The 26364-nt window shown below is 67.1% G+C and carries 28 protein-coding genes and 1 other RNA gene; 12 read left to right on the plus strand and 17 right to left on the minus strand.

Annotated features, from left to right (window positions below):
• Positions 1-14: 14 nt before the first annotated feature.
• Complete coding sequence (hemL, locus tag ACWV8V_RS15165) at positions 15-1304, minus strand: glutamate-1-semialdehyde 2,1-aminomutase (protein ID WP_455900114.1); 1290 nt, start codon at positions 1302-1304, stop codon at positions 15-17.
• Positions 1301-1942: a thiamine phosphate synthase gene (thiE, locus tag ACWV8V_RS15170; protein ID WP_259259256.1), complete on the minus strand. Its 642-nt coding sequence runs from the start codon at positions 1940-1942 to the stop codon at positions 1301-1303. Before thiE ends, hemL begins: the two co-directional genes overlap by 4 nt.
• A gap of 72 nt (positions 1943-2014) precedes the next feature.
• On the opposite strand from thiE, the gene ACWV8V_RS15175 reads away from it, so the two are divergent.
• Positions 2015-2206, plus strand: a complete 192-nt coding sequence (locus tag ACWV8V_RS15175) for a rubredoxin (protein WP_037553342.1) — start codon at positions 2015-2017, stop codon at positions 2204-2206.
• Between the two features lie 43 nt (positions 2207-2249).
• Here the strand turns inward: ACWV8V_RS15175 and ACWV8V_RS15180 are convergent, their stop codons facing one another.
• The 8 genes from ACWV8V_RS15180 to ACWV8V_RS15215 all read right to left on the minus strand — a co-directional run bounded on the left by ACWV8V_RS15180 (position 2250) and on the right by ACWV8V_RS15215 (position 6333).
• Complete coding sequence (locus ACWV8V_RS15180) at positions 2250-3095, minus strand: SirB1 family protein (RefSeq protein WP_259259258.1); 846 nt, start codon at positions 3093-3095, stop codon at positions 2250-2252.
• Between the two features lie 62 nt (positions 3096-3157).
• Positions 3158-3610: a DUF192 domain-containing protein gene (locus ACWV8V_RS15185; protein ID WP_259259259.1), complete on the minus strand. Its 453-nt coding sequence runs from the start codon at positions 3608-3610 to the stop codon at positions 3158-3160.
• Positions 3611-3655: 45 nt separating this feature from the next.
• Positions 3656-4303 (minus strand): ribose-5-phosphate isomerase RpiA, encoded by a 648-nt coding sequence (gene rpiA, locus ACWV8V_RS15190; protein WP_346468584.1) that lies wholly within the window; start codon positions 4301-4303, stop codon positions 3656-3658.
• Positions 4304-4330: 27 nt separating this feature from the next.
• The gene (locus tag ACWV8V_RS15195) at positions 4331-4807 is read right to left on the minus strand and encodes an EVE domain-containing protein (protein ID WP_259259261.1); all 477 of its coding nucleotides are present in this window, start codon (positions 4805-4807) and stop codon (positions 4331-4333) included.
• A gap of 13 nt (positions 4808-4820) precedes the next feature.
• Positions 4821-5420, minus strand: coding sequence for a 5-formyltetrahydrofolate cyclo-ligase (locus tag ACWV8V_RS15200; RefSeq protein ID WP_121039478.1), 600 nt, complete (start codon positions 5418-5420; stop codon positions 4821-4823).
• A gap of 79 nt (positions 5421-5499) precedes the next feature.
• A non-coding RNA gene (gene ssrS / locus ACWV8V_RS15205) (6S RNA) lies at positions 5500-5684 on the minus strand.
• A 131-nt stretch (positions 5685-5815) separates the two neighbouring features.
• On the minus strand, positions 5816-6115 hold the full coding sequence (locus ACWV8V_RS15210) for a cell division protein ZapA (RefSeq protein WP_123730298.1): 300 nt from the start codon (positions 6113-6115) through the stop codon (positions 5816-5818).
• A complete protein-coding gene (locus ACWV8V_RS15215) occupies positions 6112-6333 on the minus strand; it encodes a TIGR02449 family protein (protein ID WP_017355837.1) in 222 nt (73 codons plus the stop codon). The genes ACWV8V_RS15210 and ACWV8V_RS15215 overlap by 4 nt, the downstream gene beginning before the upstream one ends.
• A gap of 165 nt (positions 6334-6498) precedes the next feature.
• Here ACWV8V_RS15215 and ACWV8V_RS15220 point away from each other — a divergent pair, with 165 nt between their 5' ends.
• Entirely contained in the window at positions 6499-7047 is a 549-nt protein-coding gene (locus ACWV8V_RS15220) for a UPF0149 family protein (protein WP_346482128.1), read from the plus strand.
• Positions 7048-7054: 7 nt separating this feature from the next.
• Positions 7055-8380, plus strand: coding sequence for an aminopeptidase P N-terminal domain-containing protein (locus ACWV8V_RS15225; RefSeq protein WP_455900133.1), 1326 nt, complete (start codon positions 7055-7057; stop codon positions 8378-8380).
• A 168-nt stretch (positions 8381-8548) separates the two neighbouring features.
• On the opposite strand, the gene pepQ is transcribed toward ACWV8V_RS15225, so the two are convergent.
• From pepQ to rph, 7 genes are all read right to left on the minus strand, one after another.
• Complete coding sequence (gene pepQ / locus ACWV8V_RS15230) at positions 8549-9877, minus strand: Xaa-Pro dipeptidase (protein WP_455900115.1); 1329 nt, start codon at positions 9875-9877, stop codon at positions 8549-8551.
• A gap of 82 nt (positions 9878-9959) precedes the next feature.
• Complete coding sequence (locus ACWV8V_RS15235) at positions 9960-10310, minus strand: PilZ domain-containing protein (protein WP_259259265.1); 351 nt, start codon at positions 10308-10310, stop codon at positions 9960-9962.
• Positions 10307-12772, minus strand: a complete 2466-nt coding sequence (locus tag ACWV8V_RS15240) for a DUF1631 domain-containing protein (RefSeq protein ID WP_455900116.1) — start codon at positions 12770-12772, stop codon at positions 10307-10309. The genes ACWV8V_RS15235 and ACWV8V_RS15240 overlap by 4 nt, the downstream gene beginning before the upstream one ends.
• A 132-nt stretch (positions 12773-12904) precedes the next feature.
• The gene (gene hemW, locus ACWV8V_RS15245; protein WP_455900117.1) at positions 12905-14122 is read right to left on the minus strand and encodes a radical SAM family heme chaperone HemW; all 1218 of its coding nucleotides are present in this window, start codon (positions 14120-14122) and stop codon (positions 12905-12907) included.
• Positions 14122-14715, minus strand: coding sequence for an RdgB/HAM1 family non-canonical purine NTP pyrophosphatase (gene rdgB / locus ACWV8V_RS15250; RefSeq protein WP_259259267.1), 594 nt, complete (start codon positions 14713-14715; stop codon positions 14122-14124). Before rdgB ends, hemW begins: the two co-directional genes overlap by 1 nt.
• Positions 14712-15101 (minus strand): VOC family protein, encoded by a 390-nt coding sequence (locus tag ACWV8V_RS15255; protein ID WP_259259268.1) that lies wholly within the window; start codon positions 15099-15101, stop codon positions 14712-14714. Before ACWV8V_RS15255 ends, rdgB begins: the two co-directional genes overlap by 4 nt.
• Positions 15098-15826 carry a ribonuclease PH gene (gene rph / locus ACWV8V_RS15260; protein ID WP_123730306.1) on the minus strand — a complete coding sequence of 243 codons (729 nt, stop codon included), beginning with the start codon at positions 15824-15826 and terminating at the stop codon, positions 15098-15100. Before rph ends, ACWV8V_RS15255 begins: the two co-directional genes overlap by 4 nt.
• Positions 15827-15946: 120 nt before the next feature.
• Here rph and ACWV8V_RS15265 point away from each other — a divergent pair, with 120 nt between their 5' ends.
• From ACWV8V_RS15265 to ACWV8V_RS15305, 9 genes are all read left to right on the plus strand, one after another.
• Positions 15947-16807, plus strand: coding sequence for a YicC/YloC family endoribonuclease (locus ACWV8V_RS15265; RefSeq protein ID WP_121039457.1), 861 nt, complete (start codon positions 15947-15949; stop codon positions 16805-16807).
• Complete coding sequence (gmk, locus tag ACWV8V_RS15270) at positions 16804-17469, plus strand: guanylate kinase (protein WP_455900118.1); 666 nt, start codon at positions 16804-16806, stop codon at positions 17467-17469. The genes ACWV8V_RS15265 and gmk overlap by 4 nt, the downstream gene beginning before the upstream one ends.
• 112 nt (positions 17470-17581) lie before the next feature.
• A complete protein-coding gene (gene rpoZ / locus ACWV8V_RS15275) occupies positions 17582-17881 on the plus strand; it encodes a DNA-directed RNA polymerase subunit omega (RefSeq protein WP_005410877.1) in 300 nt (99 codons plus the stop codon).
• Between the two features lie 157 nt (positions 17882-18038).
• Entirely contained in the window at positions 18039-20198 is a 2160-nt protein-coding gene (locus ACWV8V_RS15280) for a RelA/SpoT family protein (protein WP_121039451.1), read from the plus strand.
• Between the two features lie 400 nt (positions 20199-20598).
• Positions 20599-20991: a RidA family protein gene (locus ACWV8V_RS15285; protein WP_121039448.1), complete on the plus strand. Its 393-nt coding sequence runs from the start codon at positions 20599-20601 to the stop codon at positions 20989-20991.
• 1 nt (position 20992) lies between these two features.
• Positions 20993-23104, plus strand: a complete 2112-nt coding sequence (gene recG, locus ACWV8V_RS15290; protein WP_455900119.1) for an ATP-dependent DNA helicase RecG — start codon at positions 20993-20995, stop codon at positions 23102-23104.
• A 313-nt stretch (positions 23105-23417) separates the two neighbouring features.
• Positions 23418-24353, plus strand: a complete 936-nt coding sequence (locus ACWV8V_RS15295; protein WP_088432679.1) for a nucleoside hydrolase — start codon at positions 23418-23420, stop codon at positions 24351-24353.
• A 112-nt stretch (positions 24354-24465) separates the two neighbouring features.
• Positions 24466-24726, plus strand: a complete 261-nt coding sequence (locus ACWV8V_RS15300; RefSeq protein ID WP_019183873.1) for a type B 50S ribosomal protein L31 — start codon at positions 24466-24468, stop codon at positions 24724-24726.
• A 316-nt stretch (positions 24727-25042) separates the two neighbouring features.
• Complete coding sequence (locus ACWV8V_RS15305; protein ID WP_313219666.1) at positions 25043-26320, plus strand: citrate synthase; 1278 nt, start codon at positions 25043-25045, stop codon at positions 26318-26320.
• Positions 26321-26364 lie beyond the last annotated feature (44 nt).

Here is a 26364-nt window from a genome sequence, read left to right on the forward strand (position 1 = left end):
TCCCTGTTATTTGATCAGCCCTTGACGACCTTGAACGCTTCGCGCGCGGCGTCGAGCGTCGCATCGATGATGCTGTCGTCGTGGGCGCTGGACAGGAAGCCGGCTTCATACGCGGAGGGGGCCAGGAACACGCCGCGCTCCAGCATCGCGTGGAAGAAGGTGTTGAACGCGGTGATGTCGCACGCGGTCGCCTGCGCGTAGGTCTCCACCTTCTGGTCAGTGAAAAACAGGCCGAACATCGCGCCGACCTGGGTGGTGGTCACTGCCACGCCTGCATCCGCCGCCGCCGCTTCCAGCCCCGCGCACAGGCGCGCGGCCGAAGCACTCAGGCGATCATGGAAGCCCGGTTCCTGCACCAGTTCCAGCATCGCCAGGCCCGCGGCCATCGCCACCGGATTGCCGCTCAGCGTGCCCGCCTGGTAGATCGGGCCGGCCGGGGAAATCTGCGACATCAGCTCGCGCCGGCCGCCGTAGGCACCCACGGGCATGCCGCCGCCGATGATCTTGCCGAAGGTGGTCAGGTCCGGGGTGACGCCGTAATGCGCCTGCGCGCCACCGAGGGCCACGCGGAAGCCGGTCATCACTTCATCGAAGATCAGCACCGTGCCGTACTGCGTGCACAGTGCGCGCAGGTGCTGCAGGTAGCCCTCGCGCGGCGGGATGCAGTTGGCGTTGCCCACCACCGGCTCGATGATCAGCCCGGCGATGTGCTCGCCCTGTTCGGCGAACAGCGCGGTGGCCGCTTCGACATCGTTGTAGGGCAGGGTCAGGGTGAGTTCGCTCAGCCCGGCCGGGACACCCGGCGAGGTCGGCACGCCCAGGGTCAGCATGCCGCTGCCGGCCTTGACCAGGAACGAGTCGCCGTGGCCGTGGTAGCAGCCTTCGAACTTGACGATGCGGCTGCGGCCGGTGGCGCCGCGCGCCAGCCGGATCGCCGACAGCGTGGCCTCGGTGCCCGAGTTGACCATGCGCACCATCTCGCAGGACGGCACCAGCCGGGTCAGGGTTTCGGCCATGGTCACTTCGGCTTCGCACGGCGCGCCGAAGGACAGACCGTTGCCGATCGCCTGCTTGACCGCCTGGCGCACCGCGGTGTGATTGTGGCCAACAATCATCGGGCCCCAGGAGCCGACGTAATCGATGTAGCGGTTGTCGTCCACGTCGTACAGGTAGGGGCCATCGGCGCGCTTGACGAAGAACGGCTCGCCACCGACCGACTTGAACGCGCGCACCGGCGAGTTGACGCCGCCCGGCAGCAGCGTCTGGGCGCGGGTGAAAAGGGCGTGGGACTGGTCGTGGTTCATGCGGGTTCCTGGAAGCAATCGAGGTAGGCGTGCAGCGTAGCGACCGGATCGGGTGCGGCGTACACGCTGCTGATGACGGCGATCAGATCGGCGCCGGCAGCGATGAGCGGTGCCACATTGTCCGGCGTCAGCCCGCCGATCGCCACCCGCGGCAGCCCGAGTGCGGCGCTTTGCCGCAGCAGGGCGGGCGTGGCGCGGCGGGTGGTGGCCTTGCTGTTGCTGGCGAAGAAGGCGCCAAAGGCGAGGTAGCTGGCACCGGCGGTGGCGGCGCGTTCGGCACGCGCATGATCGTCGTAGCAGGAGATGCCGATGATGGCGGTCGGGCCGAGCAGGGCGCGTGCGGCGGCGATCCCTTCATCGTCCTCCCCCAGGTGCACGCCGGCCGCACCGACCGCCTGGGCCAGCGCGGGGTCGTCATTGATGATCAGCGGCGTGGCGTAGCGGGCGCACAGCGCCTGCAGGGCCTCGGCCTGTGCGCGGCGCAGCGGGGCATCGGCGGTCTTGTTGCGGTACTGCAGCAGGGTGACGCCGGTGGCCAGCAGCGGCGCGGTACGCGCCAGCAGACGGGCGGTATCGGGCTCGTCCGGGGTGATCAGGTAGACGCCGCGCGGCGGCGTGGGGGCTGAAGCGTGATTCATCAATGGCTACCGGTAGTGCAACGGGAGTGGGACAATGCGGGCTGTCTGCCCTTGTCCCACCGTGATTATCCGATGACCGACGCTACCGCCACCACCTTCCGCACCTGGATGTGCGTTGTCTGCGGGTTCCTGTACAGGGAAGAGGACGGCCTGCCGGAAGAAGGCATCGCGCCGGGCACGCGCTGGGAAGACATTCCCGATACGTGGACGTGCCCGGACTGCGGCGTGACCAAGGATGATTTCGAGATGGTCGAAGTCGACTGAGCAATGCCCGGACGCCATCGCCCGGGCGCGCGTGTTGGTGTGCTCAATGCAGGCGCGGCACCACGCCACCGAGGCCGACCAGCTTCTCGCGCACGAATTGTGCGTCGCTGGCCTTGGCATTGCGCTTGAGATACAGCCCCAGGTCGCTGCGCGCACCGGCCTCGTAATCCAGCTGCAGGTAGGCCATGCCGCGGTCACGCAGGGCGTCGTCCTGCTCGGGGGCGAGTTTCAGCAGGCGGTCGGCACTGCGCGCGGCGCGGTCCCATTCCCCCCGTTCCACGTACACGCCATGCAGGTTGCGCAGCATCCGCATCAGGATCGCGCGTGCCGGGGCCGGGTCGAGGATCTGCGCGAGCACATCGTCGTCGGGGACTTCACCGCCCAGGTGTGAACGTGCGCGTTCGCGCAGTTCTTCCACACCCAGCGGGCGGCCGCCGTTGAACGGGTCCATCACCAGTACGCCGTCGTTGAGCGGCAGGCGCACCAGGAAATGCCCGGGGAAGGACACCCCGTCCAGCGGGATGCCGAGCCGGCGCGAGACTTCCATCTGCACCAGTGCCAGCGAGATCGGGTTGCCCAGGCGGCGTTCGAAAACCTGGTTCAGATAGCTGTTGCGCGGGTCGTAGTACTCGCCGTGGTCGCCGCTGTAGCCCAGTTCGTCGAACAGGTGGCGGTTGACCGCGGCAATCTTCAGCGGCCACATGTCGATCGTGGCGATCTCGGTGCGCAGGTGGTCGGCGTGGCTCTGCAGGACCGCGTCGTAGACGGCGGGGTCCAGATCCGGATATTCATCCCGGGCGATCAACAACGCGGTCGGCAACAGCGGCAGCGCCTCGTCATCCAGCTCGGCCAGTGAGTCCCACGTCGGCAATGTGATCAGCCCCTGCATGGGACAAGACTGGCGACAAACGCGCCGCGATTCAAGGGCGCGGCGCGTTTATCCGGACAGTTTTAGTTGCCGTCGGCGATGCCGGGACCGAACGTGAGCTCGGTGCCGTCTTTGAGCGCCATCTTTTCGGCCTGCCCGGCATTGAGTTCCAGCACGTAGCGGGCCGGCTCGCTGCTGGGGTAGGGCGGGCAACGATCACCGGCCGAACACGGCGGCACATCGCGCTGCTGGCTGACCAGGCGGCGCTGCGCATCGAAGTACAGGATGTCCAGGGCGATCTTGGTGTTCTTCATCCAGTACGCCTGCAGCTCTTCGCGTTCGTGGATGAACAACATGCCGTGATCCTCGGGCATCTGGTCGCGGAACATCAGCCCGCGCGCGCGGGTGTCGTCATTGGTGGCCAGTTCAACGTGGTAACGGTTGCCGTCCAGCTCCACCCAGTGACGGGCGTTGGTGCTGGCGCAGCCGGTCAGGGTGAACAGCAGGAGCAGGGGCAGCAGGCGCAACAGGGACATGGGCGTACCTCGTTGGGGTGGCCGGCGCACGGGCCGGCCACGGGGTCAGATCACGATCGGCGGCTCACCGCCGATGATCACCACATCGGCCGGGCGGCGCGCGAACAGGCCAACGGCGACCACGCCCGGCAGCTGGTTGAGCTCGCGCTCCAGCTTGACCGGGTCGGTGATCTCCAGGTGGTGGATGTCCAGGATCACGTTGCCGTTGTCGGTGACCACGCCCTCGCGCCAAGTCGGCTGGCCGCCGGTCATGTCCATGATGCGGCGGGCGACCAGGCTGCGGGCCATCGGGATCACTTCCACCGGCAGCGGGAACTTGCCCAGCACCTTGACCTGCTTGCTCGGGTCGATGATGCACACGAAGCGCTCGCTGGCCTCGGCGATGATCTTCTCGCGGGTCAGCGCGGCGCCGCCGCCCTTGATCAGGTTCTTGTTGCCGTCGCATTCGTCGGCACCGTCCACATACAACGACAGGTTGCCGGTGTGGTTGAGTTCGAGCACCTCGATGCCGTGCTGCTTCAGGCGCGCGGTGCTCTGGTCCGAGCTGGACACGGCGCCCTTGATGCGGTGCTGGATCTTGGCCAGGGCGTCGATGAAGTAGGCCACGGTGGAGCCGGTGCCGACCCCCACGATCATGCCGTCTTCGACGTATTCAATGGCTTTTTCAGCGGCCAGGCGCTTGGCTTCGGACATGGCGGGCAACTCTTGTAGGAAAGGGGGTCAGTGCTTTTCCAGCGACAGCAGCAGCGTCCACTGCGCAGCGGTCACCGGGAGGATCGAAAGGCGGTTGCCGCGCGCGGTCAGCGGAAAACCCTCGCCCAGCGCATCGGCGTGCAGCTTGATCTCGTCCAGCGAAATGGTGTCGCGCAGTTTGCGCTCGAAGGCGACGTCCACCAGCATCCAACGCGGTTCTTCGCGGGTTGCCTTGGCGTCGTAATAGTCCGATCCGGGATCGAACTGGGTGTCGTCCGGATAGGCCTCGCTGGCCACCGTGGCCAGCCCGACGATGCCCGGCACCTTGGTGTTGGAGTGGTAGAACATCACCCCGTCGCCCACCTTCATGCCATCGCGCATGAAGTTGCGCGCCTGGTAGTTGCGCACGCCGTTCCAGGGCTCACGGCCCACGCGCTGCAGATCATCGATGGAAAAGGCGTCCGGTTCGGACTTCATCAGCCAGTAGCGCTTGCGTGCGGTCATGCGGAGTCTTTGATTACGGTAGGTGCCGACCGTTGGTCGGTACGCAGACAAGGGTGGAGACGTCGGTGCAGATCGCATCCACCGCGACGTCCCACGGTTGTACCGGCAGATCATCGACCTGCTGGACCGAGAAGCCGACCCCGACCAGCCACGGCGGGGCCGGGCGCTGGTGGCGGAATGCGAAGCTGCGATCATACCAGCCGCCTCCCATGCCCAGCCGGCGACCCTGTGCGTCGAAACCCACCAGCGGCGCCACGACCAGCGCCATCTGCTCCGGTGCGAGCGTGTCGTCCAGCGCGAGATCGGGTTCGGGGATGCCGAAGCGGTTGGTGGTCAGTGCCTGCCCGGGGCGCCAAGGTGCAAAGCGCAGCGTCTTCTCGTGCAGGACCGGCAGGCAGTAGGTCAGGCCGGCGGGCAACTGCATCTGCCAGCGGTGCAGCGCGATCTCGCCATCCATCGCCCAGTAGCCGGCGACATGGCCCTGCGTGGGCGCGAAAGGAAGGGCGAGCAGGCCATCGGCCAACTGTTCGGCGGCGGCCAGGCGCACAGCGGCGGGGAGATCACGGCGGCGTTGGCGCAGCTGCTGGCGCAGTGCGGAGCGCGGGTCGGTCATGCCTGGGTCCGGAGCGTGCGGGAAAGGCGGATAAAACAAGAGCGACGTCCCAAGGGAACGCCGCTCTTGCTGGAATATTGCATTCTCCGCCGTGACGATGCATGCGAAACGACCTTGAACCCGGGGTTCAAGTGGGTACGCTGGGGTTCCATCGGGCTTCCCGCTACAAGGCGGACTTGCACTCCCGGCGCCGTCGCGCACCCGTGGTCGTAATTAAGGGACAAGGCGAATGTTTGCACACGCCGTCGTTCACAGCAGAGAACGCGACGAGGATTATAGCCCTCTTGTGCGATTCGACCAGTCCGTTCGTCGGTCCAATTGCATGTCAATTCAGATCGATGAAGACCGCGCGATGCACTTGTGCAATCAAACACCGCGTGGAACCGATGCGTGGATCAACCTGCGCCGTCAAACGCCCGATCCAGCCGCCGGTTCAGATCGCTCAGGGTCTGCTGCAGCGCGATCGCCTGGCGTGCGTGCTCGTCGCGCAGCTGCTGCAGCTCGTGGGCCAGGTTCAGCGCGGCCAGCACCGCGACGCGGTCGACTGCGGCCATCCGGTTGCTGCCCCGGATCTCGCGCATCTTGGCATCCAGCAGCCGGGCGGCGGCGGTCAGGCTCTCGCGCTCCTCCGCGCCCACGCCCACGGTGTATTCACGATCCAGGATGCGGACACTGACCGGTTCGGTCTGGCTCATGTGTGCTGCTCCAGGGATTTGAGGCGGGTGATCATCGCTTCCACCCGGGAGCGGGCCTGCTCATTCTTGGCCAGCAGCTGGGAGCGCTCGGCCACCAGCTGCTCCTGCTGGTGGCGCAGGCTGCGGTTCTCCTCGGCCAGGCGCTGGTTGCGCTCAAGCAACGCCTCCACCCGGGCGGCGAAGGCCTGCAATTGGGCGATGGCATCGGCGGGTTCCATGTCCGGCACGATAGGCAAGGGCGGATGGGGCGGTCAAGCGAATAATGACGGGGCCTGCCGGCAGCGGGCCCGGCGGTGCCGGGGCGGGCTCCGGGGCGGGCCATGGCAACCCGGTGGACACAGGGGGATTGCTACACTGTGGCGCTCACAAACCGTAGCCCCAAGATGACCGAACTCCCGAGTGTCGACGACGTAAACCAGGCCAGCCAGGCCTTGGGCCTGGGCGCCAGCGCCGCTGAACTGCACGGCGGCCTGTGTGGCTGGCTGTCCGCTGGCGGTGCGCCGGTGCGTGAATGGCCGGCCCGCGTGCTGGCCGATGACAACCTGCCGACCCCGGCCGAAGGTGATGCCCTGGCGCGCCTGCTCGATGCCAGCGTGGCGCAGATGGAAGACCGCGATTTCGCCTTCGAACTGTTGCTGAGCGATTCAAGCGATACCGCCGCGCAGGCCGATGCGCTGTTCACCTGGGCGCGCGCGTTCCTGGGCGGCTTCGGGCTGGGCTCGGGCCAGAACCGGCCGGCCTTGTCCGAAGAGGGCGATGAAGCCCTGACCGATCTGGCCAAGCTGGCCCAGGCCTCCAGCGAAGACTTCGAAAGCGGCAACGACGATGACGAAGACGCGCTGGCCGAGATCGAGGAGTTCATCCGCGTGGCGGTGCTGCTGCTGCACGGCGACTGTGTCATGGCCGCGCGCCATCGGCAGCGCCTGAACTGAGATGGATATCCGGCAGCTGACCGGCATCTCCGCCGCCGAATACACCCGCCGCCGCCAGCAGTTGATGGAGATGGCCGGCGACGACGCGATCCTGGTGCTGCCCGCTGCGTCCGAGCGGGTGCGCAGCCTGGATACGCATTATCCGTTCCGCCAGGACTCGGACTTCTGGTACCTGAGTGGCTTCCCGGAACCGGAGGCCGTGCTGGTGCTGATCCCTGGCCGCCGCCATGGCGAGGTGATCCTGTTCTGCCGCGAGCGCGATGCCGACCGCGAAGCCTGGGATGGCGCGCGCGCCGGCCAGGAAGGCGCGGTCTCGCAGTACGGCATGGACGATGCGTACCCGATCGACGATCTGGACGACATCCTGCCCGGCCTGCTGGAAGGGCGCTCGCGGGTGTACTACCACTTCGGCCGCGATGCCGAGTTCGATCTCAAGCTGATCGGCTGGGTCAACCGGGTGCGCTCGCAGGTGCGGCATGGCGCGCAGCCGCCGCATGAATTCCTGGAACTGGGCCACCTGCTGCACGAACAGCGGTTGTTCAAATCGACCGCGGAAATCGCCGTGATGCAGCGCGCTGCCGATATCAGCGTGCAGGCGCATCGGGCCGCGATGCACGTGGCGCGGCCGGGCATCCACGAGTACGAACTGCAGGCCGATCTGGAGCGTGTGTTCCGTGCCAATGATGCGTGTGCGGCCTACAGCAGCATCGTCGGTGCCGGTGCCAACGGCTGCATCCTGCATTACCGCGACAACAACGCGCGCGCGCACGATGGCGATCTGGTCCTGATCGATGCCGGCGCCGAGTACCGCGGGTACGCCAGCGATATCACCCGGACCTTCCCGGTCAACGGCCGTTTCACCGCCGAACAGCGCGCGCTGCATGAGCTGGTCGGTGCGGCGCAGGCTGCGGCACTGGCCCAGGCACGCCCGGGCACTGCGTACGAGGCCGGCCATCTGGCCGCGGTGGAGACCCTCACCGAAGGTCTGCTGCGGCTGGGTCTGCTCAAGGGCACACTGGAAGAGAACATCGCCGAAGCGCATTACCAGCGTTTCTACCGGCACAAGACCGGGCACTGGCTGGGCCTGGACGTGCACGATGTCGGCGATTACCGGTTGGCCGGGGATTCGCGGATGCTGGAGCCGGGCATGGTGTTCACCATCGAGCCGGGCCTGTATGTCTCACCGGACGACCGCAGCGTGGAAGCGCGCTGGCGCGGTATCGGCATTCGTACCGAAGATGACGTGCTGATCACCGAGGACGGCCATCAGGTACTGACGGCTGCGTTGGCGCGCAGTGCCGATGAGATCGAAGAAGCGATGGCCAAGGGCTGATCCGCGCCCGGGTAGCGCCACCCCATGGGTGGCGGCCCTCCGTGCCGACGTGGTCTTCAGCCACCCATGGGGTGGCTCTACGCGGATACCGGGGCGGCAATCAGCGGCCAGCGGCGGTCACATGATGCCGTGCAGGTACCGACCGTGGGTCGGCACCCGCATCGCCGCTCAGCTGGCGGCCGCAAACACCGGGCGGGTCAGGTTGTCCGCATCGCCCTCGGTGCACAGCACCTCGTCCTCGATCCGGATGCCGCCATACGGGCGGAAGAAATCCACGCGGTCCCAGTTGATGCTGGCGCCATTGCCGGCCTGCTTCACTTCGTCCAGCAGCATGTCGATGAAGTACACGCCCGGTTCGATCGTGACCACCATGCCGGGTTCCAGCACACGGGTCATGCGCAGGTACGGGTGACCCTGCGGGCGCTCGATGCGGCCACCGCGGTCGCTGGCCGCAAACCCGGCCACGTCATGCACCTGCAGCCCGATCAGATGGCCCAGGCCGTGCGGGAAGAAGGCTGCGCTCACGCCGGTGGCCAACGCCGCTTCCGGCGAGACGTTGAGCACGCCGACGTCCTTGAGGATGCCCATCAGCGACAGGTGCGCGTCGATGTGCAGCTGCTTGTAATCCACGCCGGCACGCACAGCGGCGCCCATCTGCTGCTGGGCCGCGTCCACCGCATCGATCAGCGCCTGGAATTCGTCATGGCCGCTGGCCGCATAGGTACGGGTGATATCGCTGGCATAGCCGTACGCGCTGGCACCGGCGTCGATCAGGAAGCTGCGCAGCGGGGTCGGCGCGCTGCGGCCAAGATCGGTGTAGTGCAGTACGGCGGCATGTTCATTGAGGCCGATGATGTTGCCGTACGGCAGTTCGTTGGCGTCCTGCCCGACCGCACGGCAATACGCCATGTGGATCTCGAACTCGCTGGCACCGCCGCGGAAGGCCGCTTCGGCGGCACGGTGGCCGCGCACGCCAAGCCGCTGCGCTTCGCGCATCAGGGCGATTTCATACGGCGTCTTGTAGCCGCGCTGCCAGTCCAGGTAATCGATGACCGGCGCGGGATTGTTCGGCACGAAGGCCCCCAGCGCGCTCTGCGGCTCGCCCAGGATCGCGCAACGCGCCGCGTCCTTGGGCAGCAGCGCCAGCGCCTCGTCGGGCGTGCGGATGATCTGGATGTCGACATGCTCGACCCACCAGCCGTTCGGCGCATCCGGCACCACGTGCCAGTAATCGAAGGGCTGGTGGAAGATCAGGGTCGGGCGCTTGCCCGGGGTGTACACCAACCAGCTGTTGGGCAGCTTGGTCAGCGGCAGCCAGGCCTTGAAATTCGGGTTCACCGCATAGGGGTAATCGCGATCGTCGAACGCCTGGTAATGCTGCGTACCGCTGGGAATCACCAGATGGTCGAAGCCGCCACGGGCCAGCGCTTCATCGGCGCGCTGGCGCATCACGCTGGCATGGTGGGAATACAGGGCGCCGAGGTCTGGCTGGTTCATGGCATGAAGCTCGCTGACAGTGCGGAATGCAGCCCTAGATTCTGCCGTAATCGGGCCACCGGCGCTGTGCCGGAACCGGCGCTCAGACTGCCGAAGTTTCCTCGGCGATCCACTGCCGCAGCTGCTCGCGTGATTCGCGGGCCAGGGTCAGGAAGCGGAAGCCCACCCAGGCCTGGCCCGGTGCGTGGGTCTGCTCGCTCCACAGCAGGTGCACGCCAACGTCGATCAGCAGTGGCTGCCCCTGCGGGCCGGTGATGGTGAACTGCAGCTGGTGCAACGCATCGTCGTGCATCGGCACCGAGGCCAGCATCAGCATGCCGGTTTCGGAGACGTTGCCGAGCCGGCCGATCACGGTCTCGGCCATCAGGTCGGTGACGGGCACCAGCTCGGTCACCTGGCGGCGCGGCGCGCGGCGGGTATCGGGTGTGGTCATTCGGCGTTCTCCGCGGGGCTGCCGGCCAGCGAGCGCAGGGTGCGCAGCGTGGCCTGCCAGGCACGATCAATCAGCCTGCCCTTGTCTTCGGTGACGATCCGCACCTGGCCGTGTGCCATCAGCCGTGCCAGTGCATCCAGCGAATGCTCGCCGACCTTCTGCCCGCGTTGATTGACGAACAGGGCGTTGTCGGTGATCAGGCTGTACCAGGACAGTCGCTGCCGGCGGACGTCGCCCTGCTGGTTGGTGGTGAACTCGAACCAGGTGCCGAAGGGCAGGGTGCGCAGCTGGCGATAGCAGTCGTCCTCGGCGGTGCTGCGCGCGAGCGGGGCGACCTTGCGTGGGTCGCTGGCGTCAGCCTGCTCGCCCAGCCGGGTGCGCGCACGCAGGCGTGCGGTAAGTTCGGTCCGCGAGCTGCTGTCGTCCTCGCCGCCGGGCGTGGACAGGCGCCGCGCGATCGCGGCCGCTTCGTCCTGGTGGTAGCCGACCTGCAGCAGGGCGGATTCGACTTCGTTGCCCAGCACGTCATCGCGCTCGGCTGCACCGGGCGTCAGGCAGGTTACCTCGGCGATCCGGGCGGTTTCCTGCTGGCGCTGCTGCCACTGCGGCGAGGTCTCGCCGTTGCGCAGCAGGGTGAGCGTGAGCACGTCCGACCATGCCTGTTTCAGCAGCGCCTGCACGAAGCGCGGAGGCGCGGCCTGCGCACACAACTGTTCGATGCTGGTACTGGCCTGTTGCTTGGCCGCCTCCAGCCGCTCCTTGCCGCGGGCGGCTTCGACATGACGACGCTCGGCCAGTTCGGCCTTGTGGGCCAGCGCGCGGAAGTGCTGCTGGATCTCCTCGTTGGCGGTGTCGAACACCGCCACATCGCCGTCGTATTCGCTGACCACCTGATCGACGGCCTGCCCCAGCTTCTGCACCAGCTGCGGGTCGACGTCCTCTTCGCCGAGCCAGTTGGCGCCGGCCTCGGCCACCGCATTGAGCAGTTCGCGCGCCGGGTGCTGGTCGCGGACGAAGAACGCCGGGTCGGACAGGGCCGCGCGGGCGACCGGCACCTGCAGCCGGGTCAGCAGATCGGTGGCCACCGCCTCGGGTCTGACCTCGCGCTGGATCTGCCCGTAGAGCATGTCGAGCAGATCGAAGGTGTCGCTGTCCTTGACCGTCAATGACGCTTGGGGGCCATGGTCCGCGCGGACCTGGGCAAGCAGGGCGTTGTGCAGATCGGCCATGCTGCGGCGCGCACCGCCCGGGGCGACGGCCTGGCTCTGCAGCCTGGCCAGGGTGGCATGCACGGCCTCGGCGGGCACGGCCAGTGCCGCTGGTGTTTCGGGGGCGAGCAAGGCGGTGTCGGTGGGATGCGCGGGCAACGCACCCGGTGCAGCAACGGCCTGCGCGGCCATCGCACCGCCGTCCGGCACCGCGCCGGCGGCATGCGCCTGGCGGGCGGCACCCAGCAACTGGTGCAGGGCAGACATCGCCGGTGCGCCAAGGTCGGCGGCCGCAGACGGGGCGTTGCTGGCCGCCGCCGATGCAGGCGCCGATGCCGCGGCACCGTCATCGGTGGCCGTGCGGTAGCCCGGCGCGGCGGCCGGCGGCACCATCGCCATGGCTTCCTCGGTCATGGCCGCCCAGCGGGCGCTGGGTGCGCTGCCGTTCCAGCCGGTCAATGGGCGTGCCGCAGCGCTGCCGCGTGCGCCGGGCAGGCCGCGCTCGGGGCCGGTGATGATCCGGCGGGTTGTGGCCGAGCGCGCCAGATACGGGGTGTAGACCAGCCCCGGCAGGACGCCCTCGTGCCCCAGCAGGATGTTGGCGCGCTCCAGCAGCTCACCCAGCCGCTCCAGCAGTTGGCGGTCGAACACGCGGTACAGCGCCAGCTGTGTTTCCAGGCCCAGCGCGAAGTCTTCACCCAGGTCGCGCACGATCCGGCACAACGCCTGCGGTCCGAACGGCAGGTCATCGACATCGAAGGCCGGGCCGGCGGCGAGCACGCCGAAGCGTTGGCCAAGCAACTGCAGGGCGCTGGCCGAGCGCTGGGCTTCGCGGCGGATGATATCGACCAGGACGATGTCGCGATCCACGTCGGTGTCGTCGACCAGGGTCAGCGCGGTGGCGGTGACGGCCACCTCGGTCGACACGGTGCGCTGGGTGTGCCGGGGCCCGCGCAGGGTGGCCAGGCTGTCGCCCAGTGCCTCCAGGAAGCGTGGGCCGAACTGTGCGTTGACCTCGTGCAGCTGCCGGGCCTGGGCGAAGATGTCCGCCTGGATCTGGCTGTTGCGGGCGCGCTCGGCATCGCGGAACAGTTCGCGCTCCAGCTCCACGACGGTCAATCTGAGCGGGGGGGTGAGGGTCTGGACCGCCAGCCCGTGCAGCGCGGCCAGCAGGCGGCGCACACGCGGGGGCGCCGCCATGTCCGCAAAGCGGGTCATGTCGGGCTGGGACGACGAAGGTGCGGGCGCAGACATCCGATGTTCTTCCAGCTCCCCTGAGAACACGGAATCTAACGGTTTCGCCCGGTCCCTGCCAGAAGCGACAAGGTTCGAGGTTCCCGGCGCCGGCCAGCGGCCGGCACTATCGTCCGGGCAGGCGCCGCCTGCTCAGGGCAGGAACAGCTCGACCACATCGTTGGTGAAGCGCCGGCCCAGTTCGGTAGGTATGACCTCATCGCCGGTGACGGTCATCCAGCCCTTGGCCACGGCAATGCGCAGCGGCGCGTCGATCCGGGCCCGGTCCAGCCCGGTACGCGATTCGAAATCCTTCAGCGCAAAGCCTTCGTGCAGGCGCAGCAGGTTGAGCATGTACTCGAATGGCAGCCGCTCGGCGCTGATCACATCGTCGCCGCCGATCGAGGCTGTGGTCCCGGCAGTGTCCATGAAGGTCTGCGGATGCTTGTGCTTCCAGCGGCGCAGCACGTGTTCTTCAGCGCCGCTGCTGATCTTGCCGTGTGCACCGGCGCCGATCCCCAGGTAGTCGCCAAAGCGCCAGTAATTGAGGTTGTGCTGGCTCTGCCGGCCCGGTTTTGCGTAGGCGCTGACCTCGTACTGCGCATAGCCGGCCTCGGCCAGCATCTGCTGGCAGTGTTCCTGGATGTCCCACGCCGAATCTTCGTCGGGGATGCCCTGCGGCGGCCGCGCGAAGAACACGGTGTTCGGCTCCAGCGTGAGCTGGTAATGCGACATATGCGTGGGCTGCAGCGCGAAGGCGCGCTCCAGGTCATGCTCGGCCTGGGCCAGCGTCTGCTGCGGCAGCGCGTACATCAGGTCGATGTTGAAGTTGTCGTAGCCGGCGTCCTGCGCCAGCTTCACCGCCCGCTCGGCCTCGCCACTGTCGTGGATGCGGCCCAGGCGCTTGAGCGCCTCGTCGTTGAAGGTCTGGATGCCGAAGCTGATCCGGTTCACGCCGGCGGCGCGGTAACGGTCGAAACGGCCGTGCTCGGCGGTGCCCGGGTTGGTCTCCAGGGTCACCTCCAGGTTCGGTGCGAAGCGCAGCCGGGCCGACGCCGCCTGCAGGAAGCGGTCGATCGCCTCGGGCGGGAACAGGCTCGGCGTGCCACCACCGAAGAACACACTGCTCACCACCCGGCCCCAGACCAACGGCAGGTCCTGATCGAGATCGCGGATCAACGCGTCGATGTAAGCCTCGAACGGCAGCTCGCCCTTGGCCGCATGCGAGTTGAAATCGCAGTACGGGCATTTGCGCACGCACCACGGCAGATGCACATACAGCGCCAGCGGCGGCGTCACCAGCCGCGGGGCGTGGTCGTGATCGCCCGTGCAGGCTTCGCCGGGCAGGTGGGAGCAGTGGTCGTGTGCCATCAGAGCAGGGCGGGCAGCTTCTGCTTGAGCAGCTGCAGGGCTTTGGCGCGGTGGCTCATCGCGTTCTTCAGGTCCGGTGCCATTTCAGCCGCGGTCTGCGCCAGCACCGGGTCGAGGAACAGCGGGTTGTAGCCGAAGCCGTGGCTGCCACGCAGCTCATCGAGGATCACGCCCTCCCAGCTGCCTTCGCAGATCAGCGGCTGCGGATCATCGGCATGGCGCAGCAGCACGATCACCGCATAGAAGCGGGCGCTGCGGCGATCGGCCGGTACGTCGCGCATCGCCTCGAGCAGCTTGGCGTTGTTGGCGGCATCGTTGGTCGGGCTGCCGGCATAGCGCGCGCTGTACAGGCCGGGGGCGCCGTCGAGGGCATCCACGATCAGGCCCGAGTCGTCGGCCAGCGCGGGCAGACCGGTGCTCTGGCAGGCATGGCGCGCTTTGATCAGGGCGTTCTCGACGAAGGTCAGGCCGGTTTCCGGGACGTCGCTGACGCCCAGTTCGCCCTGCGCCACGATCTCCAGCGGCAGGCCGCCGAGCATGGCCTGCAGTTCCTTCAGTTTGCCGGCGTTGCCGCTGGCCAGGACCAGTTTCATTGCTTGGGCTCCAGCAGATCCCACGTGTTGCCGTACAGATCGCGGAACACCGCGACCGTCGCGTAGACCTCCTCGCGTGGGGTTTCGAGGAAGACCACGCCACGCGCGGTCATCGCCGCGTGGTCACGCCAGAAATCATCGGTGTTCAGGAAGAAGCCGACCCGGCCACCGGTCTGGTTGCCGATCCGCGCGCGCTGCTCGTCGTTGCTGGCACGCGCCAACAACAAGGCCGCCGCGCTGCCATCGCCCGGCCCGACCACCACCCAGCGCTTGTCGCCCTGGTCGATGTCATCGATCAGGCTGAAGCCCAGCGCGCCGGTGTACCAGGCGATCGCCTCGTCGTAGTCGGCCACTACCAGGGTGGTCAGGGCGATACGGCGGTTCATGCCTTGGCCAGGGCCGCCTGCTGCGCAGCGAACAGATCCTTGATGCCCTTTTCGGCCAGCACCAGCAGCGCATCCAGTTCATCGCGGCGGAAGGCATGGCCTTCGGCGGTGCCCTGCAGTTCGATGAAACCGCCACCGTCGTTCATCACGACGTTCATGTCGGTATCGCAGTCGCTGTCTTCGGCGTAATCCAGATCCAGCACCGGGGTGCCGCGGTACACGCCCACCGACACCGCCGCGACGGCGCCGAAGATCGGGTTGCGCTTGATGTCGCCGCGCTTGATCAGGAAGTTCACCGCATCCACCAGGGCCACGTAGGCGCCGGTGATGGCGGCGGTACGGGTGCCGCCGTCGGCCTGCAGCACGTCGCAGTCCAGGGTGATGGTGCGCTCGCCCAGTGCGCCGCGGTCGATGCAGGCGCGCAGCGTGCGGCCGATCAGGCGCTGGATTTCCAGCGTGCGGCCACCCTGCTTGCCGCGGGCGGCTTCGCGGTCGTTACGGGTGTGGGTCGAGCGCGGCAGCATGCCGTACTCGGCGGTCACCCAGCCTTCGCCCTTGCCACGCAGGAAGCCCGGCACGCGGTTTTCCACGCTGGCCGTGCACAGCACGCGGGTCTCGCCGAAGCTGACCAGGACCGAGCCCTCGGCGTGACGGGTGAAGGCGCGCTCGATGCGCACTTCGCGCAGCTGGTCGGCCTGGCGGCCACTGGGACGGGAATCAGTCATGCTCAAGTTCCGATAAGACGGGGGATGCGGGGCCACGCCCGGGCCGGGGACCGGCGGGCGAGGAGGCTCTAAGGAGACCGCTAGGGTACCATTTGCACTTTGAGAGCACCGGAAACCCGCATGATTCGAAGCATGACCGCCTATGCCAACGGCGAGCGCGCCACCCGCTGGGGCACGCTGGCCTGTGAGCTGCGCTCGGTCAACCACCGGTTCCTGGAGGTCGGCGTGCGCCTGCCCGAAGAACTGCGTGCGTTGGAGCCGCACCTGCGCGAGCGCGTCGCTTCCCGCTGCAGCCGCGGCAAGATCGATCTGGTCATGCGCCTGCGCGCGCCGGAGGTCACCGGTGCACTGGTGGTCAACGATGCGCTGCTGGGCCAGCTCGGCGAGCTGGCGACCCGGCTGTCCTCGGGCTTCCCGAGCCTGCAGGTGAGCTTCACCGAACTGCTGCAGATGCCCGGCGTGATGCAGGGCGAGGCCGTCGATGCTGCCGCGCTGCATGCCGAAGCCCTGGCGCTGCTGGATACGGCGCTGGACGGCTTCGTCGCCGCGCGTGAGCGTGAAGGCGACAAGCTGGCCACCGCGATCCAGGAACGCGTGGACAGCATCGAGCGCATCGCCGCCGAGGTCACCACCCTGATCCCGCTGATCCGCGAAGGCCAGCGCACCAAGCTGGCGGCCCGCCTGGCCGACCTGCCGCACCCGGTCGATCCCGGCCGGGCCGAACAGGAACTGGTGATGTGGCTGCAGAAGCTGGACGTGGATGAGGAGCTGGACCGCCTGGGCAGCCACATCGCCGAGATCCGCCGCGTCTTCAAGCAGCGTGAGCCGGTCGGCCGCCGCCTGGACTTCCTGCTGCAGGAGTTCAACCGCGAGGCCAATACGCTGGGCTCCAAATCGGTGGACAGCCGCACCTCCAATGCCGCCGTCGAGCTGAAGGTGCTGATCGACCAGATCCGCGAACAGGTGCAGAACATCGAATGAGCAGCCAGATCCCGCCCGTCGGCGCGCCTGCGCGCGGCACCCTGTACATCGTGGCCGCGCCCTCCGGGGCCGGCAAGAGCAGCATCGTCAACGCCACCCTGGCCCGCGACCCGCAGATCGCCCTGTCGATTTCATTCACCTCGCGCGCTACGCGCCCGGGTGAGATCAATGGCGAGCATTACCACTTCGTCAGCGCCGAGGAATTCGAGCGGATGATCGCCGCCGGTGACTTCTTCGAGCATGCCTGGGTGCATGGCGACTGGAAGGGCACCGCGCGGCAGTCGGTCGAGCCGCAGCTGTCGGCCGGCCAGGACGTGCTGCTGGAAATCGATTGGCAGGGCGCCCAGCAGGTCCGCCAGCTGGTGCCGGGCACGGTCACCGTGTTCATCCTGCCGCCGTCCAAGCAGGCGCTGCAGGACCGGATGCGCAAGCGCGGGCAGGACAGCGAGGCGGTGATCGCCCAGCGCCTGTCCGCCGCGCGTGAAGAAATGCTGCACTTCAACGACTTCGACTACGTGATCGTCAACGAGGTCTTCGAGACCGCGGTGGACGAGCTGTGTGCCATCTTCACGGCCAGCCGCCTGCGCCGGGAGGCCCAGAAGGTCCGCCACGCGGGCCTCATCCAGGCCCTGCTGACCCAGGATCCGGCCACAACCGACTGATTCTCAACGGGGTGCTAGCCGGTTGGCTTGATTTTGTCCAGCCCTGGCCGGTACAATCCGTCCCCTTTCCCTCATTCGATTGAGCAGCCCTCACCGGCTGCCGGGAGCCCGCATGGCCCGCATCACCGTAGAAGATTGTCTGGAAGTCGTGAACAACCGTTTCGAACTGGTCATGATGGCGTCCAAGCGCGCCCGTCAGCTGGCCAATGGCGTCCAGGCCACCCTGGACAACAGCGAAACCGAAGACAAGCCGACCGTGCTGGCGCTGCGCGAAATTGCCGCCCGCAAGATCGACAACGCCCTGATCGACGAAGTCGAGAAGGCCGAGCGCGAGCGTGCCGAGCGTGAAGCACTGGAATGGGCCGCTGCCGAAGTCGTCGCCGACGAAGACATGTCCAAGAACGACGACTGATCGCCTCGCGCGTCCGTTGTTGTTGCTGCGAACAGCCCGCCTTTTGGCGGGCTGTTTCGTTTGTGCCGCCAGTGGCTGCGGTAAGGGTGTGTTGTTGCAGGTGAAACTCCCTGTTCAGGGATTTGCCGATCTCACGCCGCTGGCATAGTCTTTGAGCATGAACCCAGGCCCCACTGCCAAGGTCGCCACGCCCGCCGGCGCGGCCGTACCCGACTATGTCCTCCAGCTTGAGCGCGCAGCGCACTATCTGCCGCCCGACCAACTGCCACTGCTGCGCCGCGCCTGGGAAGTAGGCGCCGCCGCGCATGCCGGCCAGACCCGCAAGTCGGGCGAGCCCTACATCACCCATCCGGTCGCCGTGGCCCAGGTACTGGCCGAGCTCGGCCTGGACGTGGAGGCGCTGATCGCCGCGATCCTGCACGACACCATCGAAGACACGCCGCTGACCCGCGAGGAGCTGGCCGCCGAGTTCGGCGAAGCCGTGGCCGAACTGGTCGATGGCGTCACCAAGCTGGACAAGCTGAAGTTCCGCGACCGCCAGGAAGCGGCGGCGGAGAGTTTCCGCAAGATGCTGCTGGCGATGTCGCGCGATCTGCGCGTGATCATGATCAAGCTGGCTGACCGCCTGCACAACATGCGTACGCTGGGCGCGCAGAGTCGCGAAGCGCGCGGCCGCATCGCCCGCGAAACGCTGGAAATCTACGCCCCGATCGCGCAGCGGCTGGGCATGAGCCTGGTCAAGAGCGAGCTGCAGAACCTCGGCTTCAAGGCGCTGTACCCGTGGCGCCACGCCATCCTGGAAAAACACATCCGCAGCCAGCCGGTGGTGCGCCGCGAGGCCATGGCGCAGGTGGAGGTGCAGTTGAGCCAGCGCCTGGCCAAGGAAGGGCTGGAGCATCGCCTGGTCAGCCGCATCAAGACCCCGTGGAGCATCTACAACAAGATGCACGACGAGAACAAATCCTTCGACCAGGTCATGGACGTGTTCGGCTTCCGCCTGGTCGTGCGCAACGTGCCCAGCGCCTACCACGCGCTCGGCGCGGTGCATGCCACCTTCAAGCCGCTGGATGGGCGCTTCCGCGATTTCATCGCGATCCCCAAGGCCAACGGCTACCAGTCGCTGCACACGGTGCTGTTCGGGCCGTATGGCTCGCCGATCGAGGTGCAGATCCGCACCGAGGAAATGGACCTGATCGCCGAGCGCGGCGTGGCCGCGCACTGGACCTACAAGTTCGGTGGCGACTCGCCCAACAGCGCACAGAGCCGTGCGCATGCGTGGATCGTGGAGTTGATCGATTCGCAGCGTGCCGCCGGCTCGTCGCTGGAATTCCTGGACAACGTCAAGGTGGATCTGTTCCCGGACGAGGTCTATCTGTTCACGCCCAAGGGCAAGATCCTGGCGCTGCCGCGCAATTCCACGGCGCTGGATTTCGCCTATGCGGTGCATACCGATGTGGGCAACATGGCGGTGGCCTCGCGGGTGGACAAGAAGCTCGTCCCGCTGCGCACCAAGCTGGTCAGTGGGCAGACGGTGGAAGTGATCACCGCGCGTTCGGCCACGCCCAAGCCGCAGTGGCTGGAGTTCGTGGTCAGTTCCAAGGCGCGCACGGCGATCCGTCATCAGCTCAAGCAGCTCGAGCACGAGGATGCGGTGCAGCTGGGCCATCGGATGCTGGACCGCGCGCTGGAGGCGATGGACAGCTCGCTGGAGCGGTTGCCGAAGGGGCGCCTGGATGCGTTCCTGGCCGAGCACCGGTATCCGCGCCTGGAGGCCCTGCTGGCCGAAGTGGCGCTGGGCAACTGGATGCCGAACCAGGCCGCGCAGGCGCTGATGGCGTATGCGGAGCTGCGCGGTGGGGCGCATTCGAAGCATTCGCAGGAAAAGATCCTGATCAATGGCAGCGAGCGCGGGGTAGTGAGCTTCGCGAACTGTTGTCAGCCGATTCCGGGCGACGACATCATGGGCTACCACACGGCCGGCAAGGGCATCGTGGTGCACCGTCTGGACTGCCCGAACCTAGCCGAGCTGCGCAAGTCGCCGGAGCGCTGGGTGCCGATCGGGTGGGATACGACGGTATCCGGGGATTACGACACCTCGTTGATCGTCGAGGTGGAGAACGGGACCGGCGTGCTGGCGCAGTTGGCGGCGGCGATCGCGCAGAGCCATTCGAACATCGAGCGGGTGGATTATCTGGACCGCGATTTCAATGCGGCGGTGCTGGCGTTCAATATCCAGGTGCGCGATCGCAACCATCTGGCGGAAGTGATGCGGCGTCTGCGGCGGTTGTCGGTGGTGCAGTCGGTCAGGCGCCAGTAGCCCATCCGCCTGCCGAAGGTGGTTGAGCGCTTGCATGGGTAGAGCCGACCGTTGGTCGGCTGGCTTCGCGTGGCGCGGCGATGATCCTGATGAGGCACTGCGAACCGCGGCTCACGTGCGCCTGCTTCCTGCGTGGGGGAGGTGACGGGCAGGCCGGGGCGGGACCCGCTGCAAGTACGTCCCTGTAAGCTCGTGTGTTGCCATCCATGGCAACACACGGTCCCGCCCCGGCCCACCCGTCACCTCCCTGCCAAGGAGTACTGCGAGGCGGTAAGTGGGAGACGTACCCGGGTTTCGGCCAGGACGGTTAATCGTGGCTGTGACGAGGGCGGTGGCTGGCGCCTGCCCGGGGCGCGTGACCGGTACAATCGCGTTCCCCCTTTTGAATCGTGGAGCTTCCATGTCCCGTCAGATCATTACCAGTGCCAAGGCCCCGGCGGCCATCGGTCCGTATTCGCAGGCTGTGCGTGCGGGCAATACCGTGTACTTCTCGGGCCAGATTCCGCTGGATCCGGCCACCGGTGACATCGTGGGTGTGGGCGATATCGAGGCGCAGGCGCGTCGTGCGTTCGACAACCTGAAGGCCGTGGCCGAAGAGGCCGGTGGTTCGTTGGATCAGATCGTCCGTCTGGGCCTGTACCTGACCGATCTGGGCGAGTTCGCCAAGGTCAATGCGGTCATGCAGGATTACTTCAAGGCGCCGTTCCCGGCACGTTCGACCATCGAAGTGGCGGGTCTGCCGAAGGCGGCCAACTTCGAAGTCGATGCGGTGATGGTGCTCGACCAGGCCTGACGTGGCGCGGTCACGGGCTCCTGCACCGGCGCTGGCCGCAGCCGGGGAGGCATCGTTGTCGATGCTCTCCGGTATCGGGCCGGCGGTGGCGATCAAGCTGGCCGCCCGTGGCCTGTCGTCGCTGCAGGATCTGTGGCTGCATCTGCCACTGCGCTATGAAGACCGTACCCGGCTGACCACCATTGCCCAGTTGCAGCCGGGGGTGGCGGCGCAGGTGGAGGGGCGGGTGAGTGCGGTGGAGCGCGGGTTCCGCTATCGGCCGGTGCTCAAGGTCGCGATCGAGGACGATTCGTACGGCACGCTGGTGCTGCGTTTCTTCCACTTCCGCGCCCAGCAGGTCGCGCAGTTTGCCGTGGGCACGCGCATCCGCTGCTACGGCACCGCCAAGCCTGGCCATCACGGGCTGGAGATCGTCCACCCCAGTTACCGGGTGATGGGCGGCAATGAAGATGACGAGCTGGGCGACAGCCTCGATCCGGTCTATCCGGCGGTCGAGGGGGTTGGCCCCGCCACGATGCGTAAATTCATCGGCCTGGCGCTGGACAGGCTGCCGGAAGAATCCACGCTGGAACTGCTGCCGGCCGGGTGGTTGTCCGGGTTGGGGTTGCCCTCGCTGCGCAGTGCGCTGCTGACCGTGCACCGGCCACCGCCGGACGCCGATCTGGTGGCACTGGCCGCGGGCCGGCATCCGGCGCAGCGCCGGTTGGCTATTGAAGAATTGCTGGCACACCACCTGAGTCTGCGCCGGCAGCGCATGGCGTTGCAGGCGCACCACGCGCCATCGCTGCGCGGGCAGGGTGCGTTGGTCGCACAGCTGCGCGACAGCCTGCCGTTCCAGCTGACCGGTGCGCAGCAGCGCGTGTTCGAGCAGATCCGCAAGGACCTCGCCAAGGCGCATCCGATGCTGCGGCTGGTGCAGGGCGATGTCGGCTCGGGCAAGACCGTGGTGGCCGCGTTGGCGGCGATGCTGGCGGTGGAGCGGGGCAAGCAGGTCGCATTGGCCGCACCCACCGAGCTGCTTGCCGAGCAGCATATGAACAATCTGCGCGCCTGGCTGGAGCCGCTGGGCGTGCGCACCGCATGGCTGGCCGGCAAGGTCACCGGCAAGGCGCGCACCAAGGTATTGGCTGAGGTCGCCTCGGGCGAGGCGCAGGTGGTGGTCGGTACACATGCGCTGATGCAGGACAGTGTGGTCTTCAAGGATCTCGCGCTGGCGATCGTCGATGAGCAGCACCGTTTCGGCGTACACCAGCGGCTGGCGCTGCGCGACAAGGGCGCGGACGGGCGCAGCGTGCCGCACCAGCTGGTGATGACCGCGACACCGATTCCGCGCACCCTGGCGATGTCCGAGTACGCCGATCTGGATGTCTCGGCGATCGACGAACTGCCGCCCGGGCGCACGCCGGTGCAGACCGTTGCGCTCAACAATGATCGCCGGCCGGAGCTGATCGAACGCATCGCGGTGGCCTGCCGCGAAGGCCAGCAGGTGTACTGGGTCTGCACGCTGATCGAAGAAAGCGAAGAACTCGATGCCACGCCCGCGCAGGCCACGTTCGAATCGCTGCAGGCGCTGCTGCCGGGCGTGCGCGTGGGGTTGGTGCACGGGCGGCTGAAGGCGAGTGAGAAACTCGCCACGATGGTTGCCTTCAAGGCCGGTGAGATCGATCTGCTGGTAGCCACCACGGTGATCGAGGTCGGCGTGGACGTGCCCAATGCCTCGTTGATGATCATCGAGAACGCCGAGCGTCTCGGCCTGGCCCAGCTCCACCAGCTGCGCGGCCGGGTAGGGCGCGGCTCGGCCGTGTCGCGGTGCGTGCTGCTCTACCAGGCGCCGTTGTCGAACATGGCGCGCGAGCGGCTGGAAACGATGCGGCAGACCAACGATGGCTTCCTGATCGCCGAGAAGGATCTGGAGCTGCGTGGCCCGGGCGAATTGCTGGGCACACGACAGACCGGCCTGGCCGGCTTCAGGATGGCCGATCTGGCCCGCGACGCGGATCTGCTGCCGGGCGTGCATGACCTTGCCGAGCGGCTGCTGACAGAAGCGCCGGAAGTGGCCGATCAGGTGGTGCGGCGCTGGATTGGAACGGCCGTGCGGTACGCGTCGGCATAAACCGCGGGCGGTCGGCAGGGGAGCGGGGGCCGGCACACGTCCCTCCACGATCAGAGCCGCTTCGCGGCTGGTAGGCCTGTCGGCAAAATCAAGGAGGAGGTAGCCGCCGCCAGGCGGCTACCGGGGGACATTTGCAGACAGGCCTGCCGGCCGCGGAGTGGCCCATCCGGTCGCGGGTGTATTGATCGAAGCAGCAGCCACGCACATCTGCTGCCGATAAGCCTTCTGGCTACCATGACGAGCAGGCGGGCGCCGCCTTGTATTTGTCATGACAGGGTGCGAAAGTCCCTTGCCGATTATCAAGACGGCAACGATGAGCAAGAAGATTCCGCTGTTGATCGACACCGACCCGGGTGTCGATGATGCCCTGGCCCTGTTGATGGCCTTCGCCGATGAGCGCCACGACATCGTTGGCCTGACCATCGCCGCCGGCAACGTAGGCCTGGACCACACGGTCCGCAATGCCCTGAAACTGTGCGAAGTGGCTGGCCGCGACGATGTGCCGGTCTACGCCGGTACCGCCGACCCGCTGCTGCACCCCTCTGTCGATGCCGCCCATGTGCACGGCGCCGATGGCTTTGGCGATGTGAACCTGCCGGCCGCCAAGCGCCAGGCCGAGGCCGAGCACGCCGCGCTGGCGATCCTGCGCCTGTCGCACGAATACGCCGGTGAGCTGTTCCTGGTCGCACTCGGCCCGCTGACCAACCTGGCGCTGGCCCTGAAGCTCGACCCGACCCTGCCGCAGCGCGTGAAGCGCTTCCTGGTCATGGGTGGGGCGGTGACCTGCCACGGCAACATCACCCCGGCCGCCGAGTTCAACATCGCCTTCGATCCGGAGGCGGCGCACATCGTGTTCACCGGCTTCCCGCACATCGAAGTGGCCGATTGGGAGGCCACCGTGGCCCACGGCCTGCTGCACGCGGACGTCGAGCAGTGGCTGGCGGCCGACAGCGACAAGGCCCGTTTCTACGAGCTCATCTCGCGCCAGACCCGCCTGTGGTCCGAAGACAGCCGTGGCGAGCGCTGGTACGCCGCCGATGCCCTGGCGATGGCCTGGGCGCTGCAGCCGGAAGGCGCGCTGCGGGTCGAATCGCGTCCGCTGAACGTGGAACTGGCCGGCGTGCACAGCCGGGGTGCTACCATTGTCGACTGGAACCGCCAGACCGGGCAGCCTGACAACACTCAGCTGCTGATGGCCTACGACCAGGGTCGCTTCGAGGCCCAGGTGAGGGCGGCACTCGGCGTCTGATGACGCCGCTGCGGCGGACCTTTCGCACGGTTGATGGACCCGGCTTGCCCTTTGCGGCGGCCGGGACTATAATGCCGCTCTTGACCACCAGCCCTTATTACGGTGCGCGCCCATGAAGGCCGATATTCATCCTGCTTACCGCGACGTGGTTTTCCACGACGTTACCTCTGATTTCAAGATCCTGACCCGTTCGACCATGTCCACCAAGGACACGATCAAGTGGGAAGACGGCAACGAGTATCCGCTCGTCAAGGTTGAAATCTCCTCGGCTTCGCATCCGTTCTACACGGGCAAGCACAAGGTGATCGACACCAGCGGCCGTATCGACAAGTTCCAGAAGCGTTTCGGCAAGCCGGCGCCGACCGCGGCCTGATCTGTCGACGCAGCTGCTTGAAAACAACGGTCGCCTTGGCGGCCGTTGTTTTTTGTTGTTTCCGCTTTGCTGAACGCCAGGTGAGGCCCGCATGCCCCGCCGACGGAACGCTGTGTCCGTGCGTTGGCGCGAGCCCTTGTGCGCATTGGAACAGCACCTGCGGCGCGGTCGGGACCGTGCGTCTACGACTTCCGTCCTAGGGCGTCGAAAATGTTGCTGTGCGATAATGGCGGGATCCACGATAACGATCGTGGACTTCCTTCACGTGCCTGACCCATGCGCTTGGGCGGGCGCCTTCCCTCGAGGAGCGCACACAGTGTCCGATCTTGATCAGGTCACGCTCAACGCCGGCGACACGTCGGTTGTTCTGCCAGTCATCAAACCCACGCTCGGCAACGATTGCGTCGATATCTCGAAGCTGACCAAGGAAACCGGTCTCTTCACGTACGACTCCGGCTTCACCGCCACCGCCAGCTGCAAGTCCGCCATCACCTATATCGACGGTGACAAGGGCGTGCTGCTGTATCGCGGCTATCCCATCGAGCAGCTCTCGGAAAAGTCGAGCTACGTCGAAGTGGCCTACCTGCTGATCAACGGCGAGCGTCCGAGCGCCGAGCAGCTGAAGGCCTTCACCGACGAGCTGGCCGCCGAAGCCGATGTGGATCCGTCGATCAACACGCTGATCGGCAGCTTCGCCAAGGACGCCCATCCGATGGCCATCCTGACCGCCGCCATCGCGCAGCTGTCGGGCATCTACCACGCTTCGCTGGACCTGTCCGACGCCGAACAGCGTCGCCACGCCGCGGTGCGCCTGATCGCCAAGGTGCCGACCCTGTCGGCCCTGATCTACCGCCACGGCAAGGGCCTGCCGGCCAACAAGCCGGACACCTCGCTGGATTACGTCAGCCGCTTCCTGAAGCAGACCTTCGAGTCGGCCGATGGCCAGTACGAGCTGAACCAGGACGTGGTCAAGGCGCTGGATCTGCTGTTCATCCTGCACGCCGATCATGAGCAGAACGCCTCGACCTCGACCGTGCGTCTGGTCGGTTCGACCGGTGCCAACCCGTACGCATCGGTCGCCGCTGGCGTCACCGCGCTGTGGGGTCCGGCCCACGGCGGTGCCAACGAAGCCGTGCTGAAGATGCTCGAAGAGATCGGTTCGGCCGACAACGTCGAGTCCGCCGTGCTCAAGGCCAAGGACAAGACCTCCGGCTTCCGCCTGATGGGCTTCGGCCACCGCGTGTACAAGAACTTCGACCCGCGCGCCAAGGTCATCGGTGTGATGACCGGCAAGGTGCTGGAACAGCTGGGCGTGCAGGATCCGCTGCTGGACGTGGCCGTCAAGCTGGAGCAGGCCGCGCTGCAGGACGACTACTTTGTCGCCCGCAAGCTGTACCCGAACGTCGATTTCTACAGCGGCATCATCTACAAGGCGCTGCAGATTCCGACCGAAATGTTCACCGTCATGTTCGCCCTGGGCCGTACCTCCGGCTGGGTCGCCCATTGGCTGGAACAGCAGGTGGATCCGGAAATGAAGATCGGCCGTCCGCGCCAGGTCTACACCGGCAGCGACGTGCGCGACTACCAGGGCTGATCGCCCCGGCAGGTTGTGTTGAAAGCGCCCCGCACTGCGGGGCG

This window comes from Stenotrophomonas sp. Ker107b (assembly GCF_053847245.1).

What these genes read in the sequence shown, in the direction of transcription:
- hemL (WP_455900114.1), bottom strand. Translation starts at nt 1,304, where the DNA reads ATGAACCACGACCAGTCCCACGCCCTTTTCACCCGCGCCCAGACGCTG.
- thiE (WP_259259256.1), bottom strand. Translation starts at nt 1,942, where the DNA reads ATGAATCACGCTTCAGCCCCCACGCCGCCGCGCGGCGTCTACCTGATC.
- ACWV8V_RS15175 (WP_037553342.1), top strand. Translation starts at nt 2,015, where the DNA reads ATGACCGACGCTACCGCCACCACCTTCCGCACCTGGATGTGCGTTGTC.
- ACWV8V_RS15180 (WP_259259258.1), bottom strand. Translation starts at nt 3,095, where the DNA reads ATGCAGGGGCTGATCACATTGCCGACGTGGGACTCACTGGCCGAGCTG.
- ACWV8V_RS15185 (WP_259259259.1), bottom strand. Translation starts at nt 3,610, where the DNA reads ATGTCCCTGTTGCGCCTGCTGCCCCTGCTCCTGCTGTTCACCCTGACC.
- rpiA (WP_346468584.1), bottom strand. Translation starts at nt 4,303, where the DNA reads ATGTCCGAAGCCAAGCGCCTGGCCGCTGAAAAAGCCATTGAATACGTC.
- ACWV8V_RS15195 (WP_259259261.1), bottom strand. Translation starts at nt 4,807, where the DNA reads ATGACCGCACGCAAGCGCTACTGGCTGATGAAGTCCGAACCGGACGCC.
- ACWV8V_RS15200 (WP_121039478.1), bottom strand. Translation starts at nt 5,420, where the DNA reads ATGACCGACCCGCGCTCCGCACTGCGCCAGCAGCTGCGCCAACGCCGC.
- ACWV8V_RS15210 (WP_123730298.1), bottom strand. Translation starts at nt 6,115, where the DNA reads ATGAGCCAGACCGAACCGGTCAGTGTCCGCATCCTGGATCGTGAATAC.
- ACWV8V_RS15215 (WP_017355837.1), bottom strand. Translation starts at nt 6,333, where the DNA reads ATGGAACCCGCCGATGCCATCGCCCAATTGCAGGCCTTCGCCGCCCGG.
- ACWV8V_RS15220 (WP_346482128.1), top strand. Translation starts at nt 6,499, where the DNA reads ATGACCGAACTCCCGAGTGTCGACGACGTAAACCAGGCCAGCCAGGCC.
- pepQ (WP_455900115.1), bottom strand. Translation starts at nt 9,877, where the DNA reads ATGAACCAGCCAGACCTCGGCGCCCTGTATTCCCACCATGCCAGCGTG.
- ACWV8V_RS15235 (WP_259259265.1), bottom strand. Translation starts at nt 10,310, where the DNA reads ATGACCACACCCGATACCCGCCGCGCGCCGCGCCGCCAGGTGACCGAG.
- ACWV8V_RS15240 (WP_455900116.1), bottom strand. Translation starts at nt 12,772, where the DNA reads ATGTCTGCGCCCGCACCTTCGTCGTCCCAGCCCGACATGACCCGCTTT.
- hemW (WP_455900117.1), bottom strand. Translation starts at nt 14,122, where the DNA reads ATGGCACACGACCACTGCTCCCACCTGCCCGGCGAAGCCTGCACGGGC.
- rdgB (WP_259259267.1), bottom strand. Translation starts at nt 14,715, where the DNA reads ATGAAACTGGTCCTGGCCAGCGGCAACGCCGGCAAACTGAAGGAACTG.
- ACWV8V_RS15255 (WP_259259268.1), bottom strand. Translation starts at nt 15,101, where the DNA reads ATGAACCGCCGTATCGCCCTGACCACCCTGGTAGTGGCCGACTACGAC.
- rph (WP_123730306.1), bottom strand. Translation starts at nt 15,826, where the DNA reads ATGACTGATTCCCGTCCCAGTGGCCGCCAGGCCGACCAGCTGCGCGAA.
- ACWV8V_RS15265 (WP_121039457.1), top strand. Translation starts at nt 15,947, where the DNA reads ATGATTCGAAGCATGACCGCCTATGCCAACGGCGAGCGCGCCACCCGC.
- gmk (WP_455900118.1), top strand. Translation starts at nt 16,804, where the DNA reads ATGAGCAGCCAGATCCCGCCCGTCGGCGCGCCTGCGCGCGGCACCCTG.
- rpoZ (WP_005410877.1), top strand. Translation starts at nt 17,582, where the DNA reads ATGGCCCGCATCACCGTAGAAGATTGTCTGGAAGTCGTGAACAACCGT.
- ACWV8V_RS15280 (WP_121039451.1), top strand. Translation starts at nt 18,039, where the DNA reads ATGAACCCAGGCCCCACTGCCAAGGTCGCCACGCCCGCCGGCGCGGCC.
- ACWV8V_RS15285 (WP_121039448.1), top strand. Translation starts at nt 20,599, where the DNA reads ATGTCCCGTCAGATCATTACCAGTGCCAAGGCCCCGGCGGCCATCGGT.
- ACWV8V_RS15295 (WP_088432679.1), top strand. Translation starts at nt 23,418, where the DNA reads ATGAGCAAGAAGATTCCGCTGTTGATCGACACCGACCCGGGTGTCGAT.
- ACWV8V_RS15300 (WP_019183873.1), top strand. Translation starts at nt 24,466, where the DNA reads ATGAAGGCCGATATTCATCCTGCTTACCGCGACGTGGTTTTCCACGAC.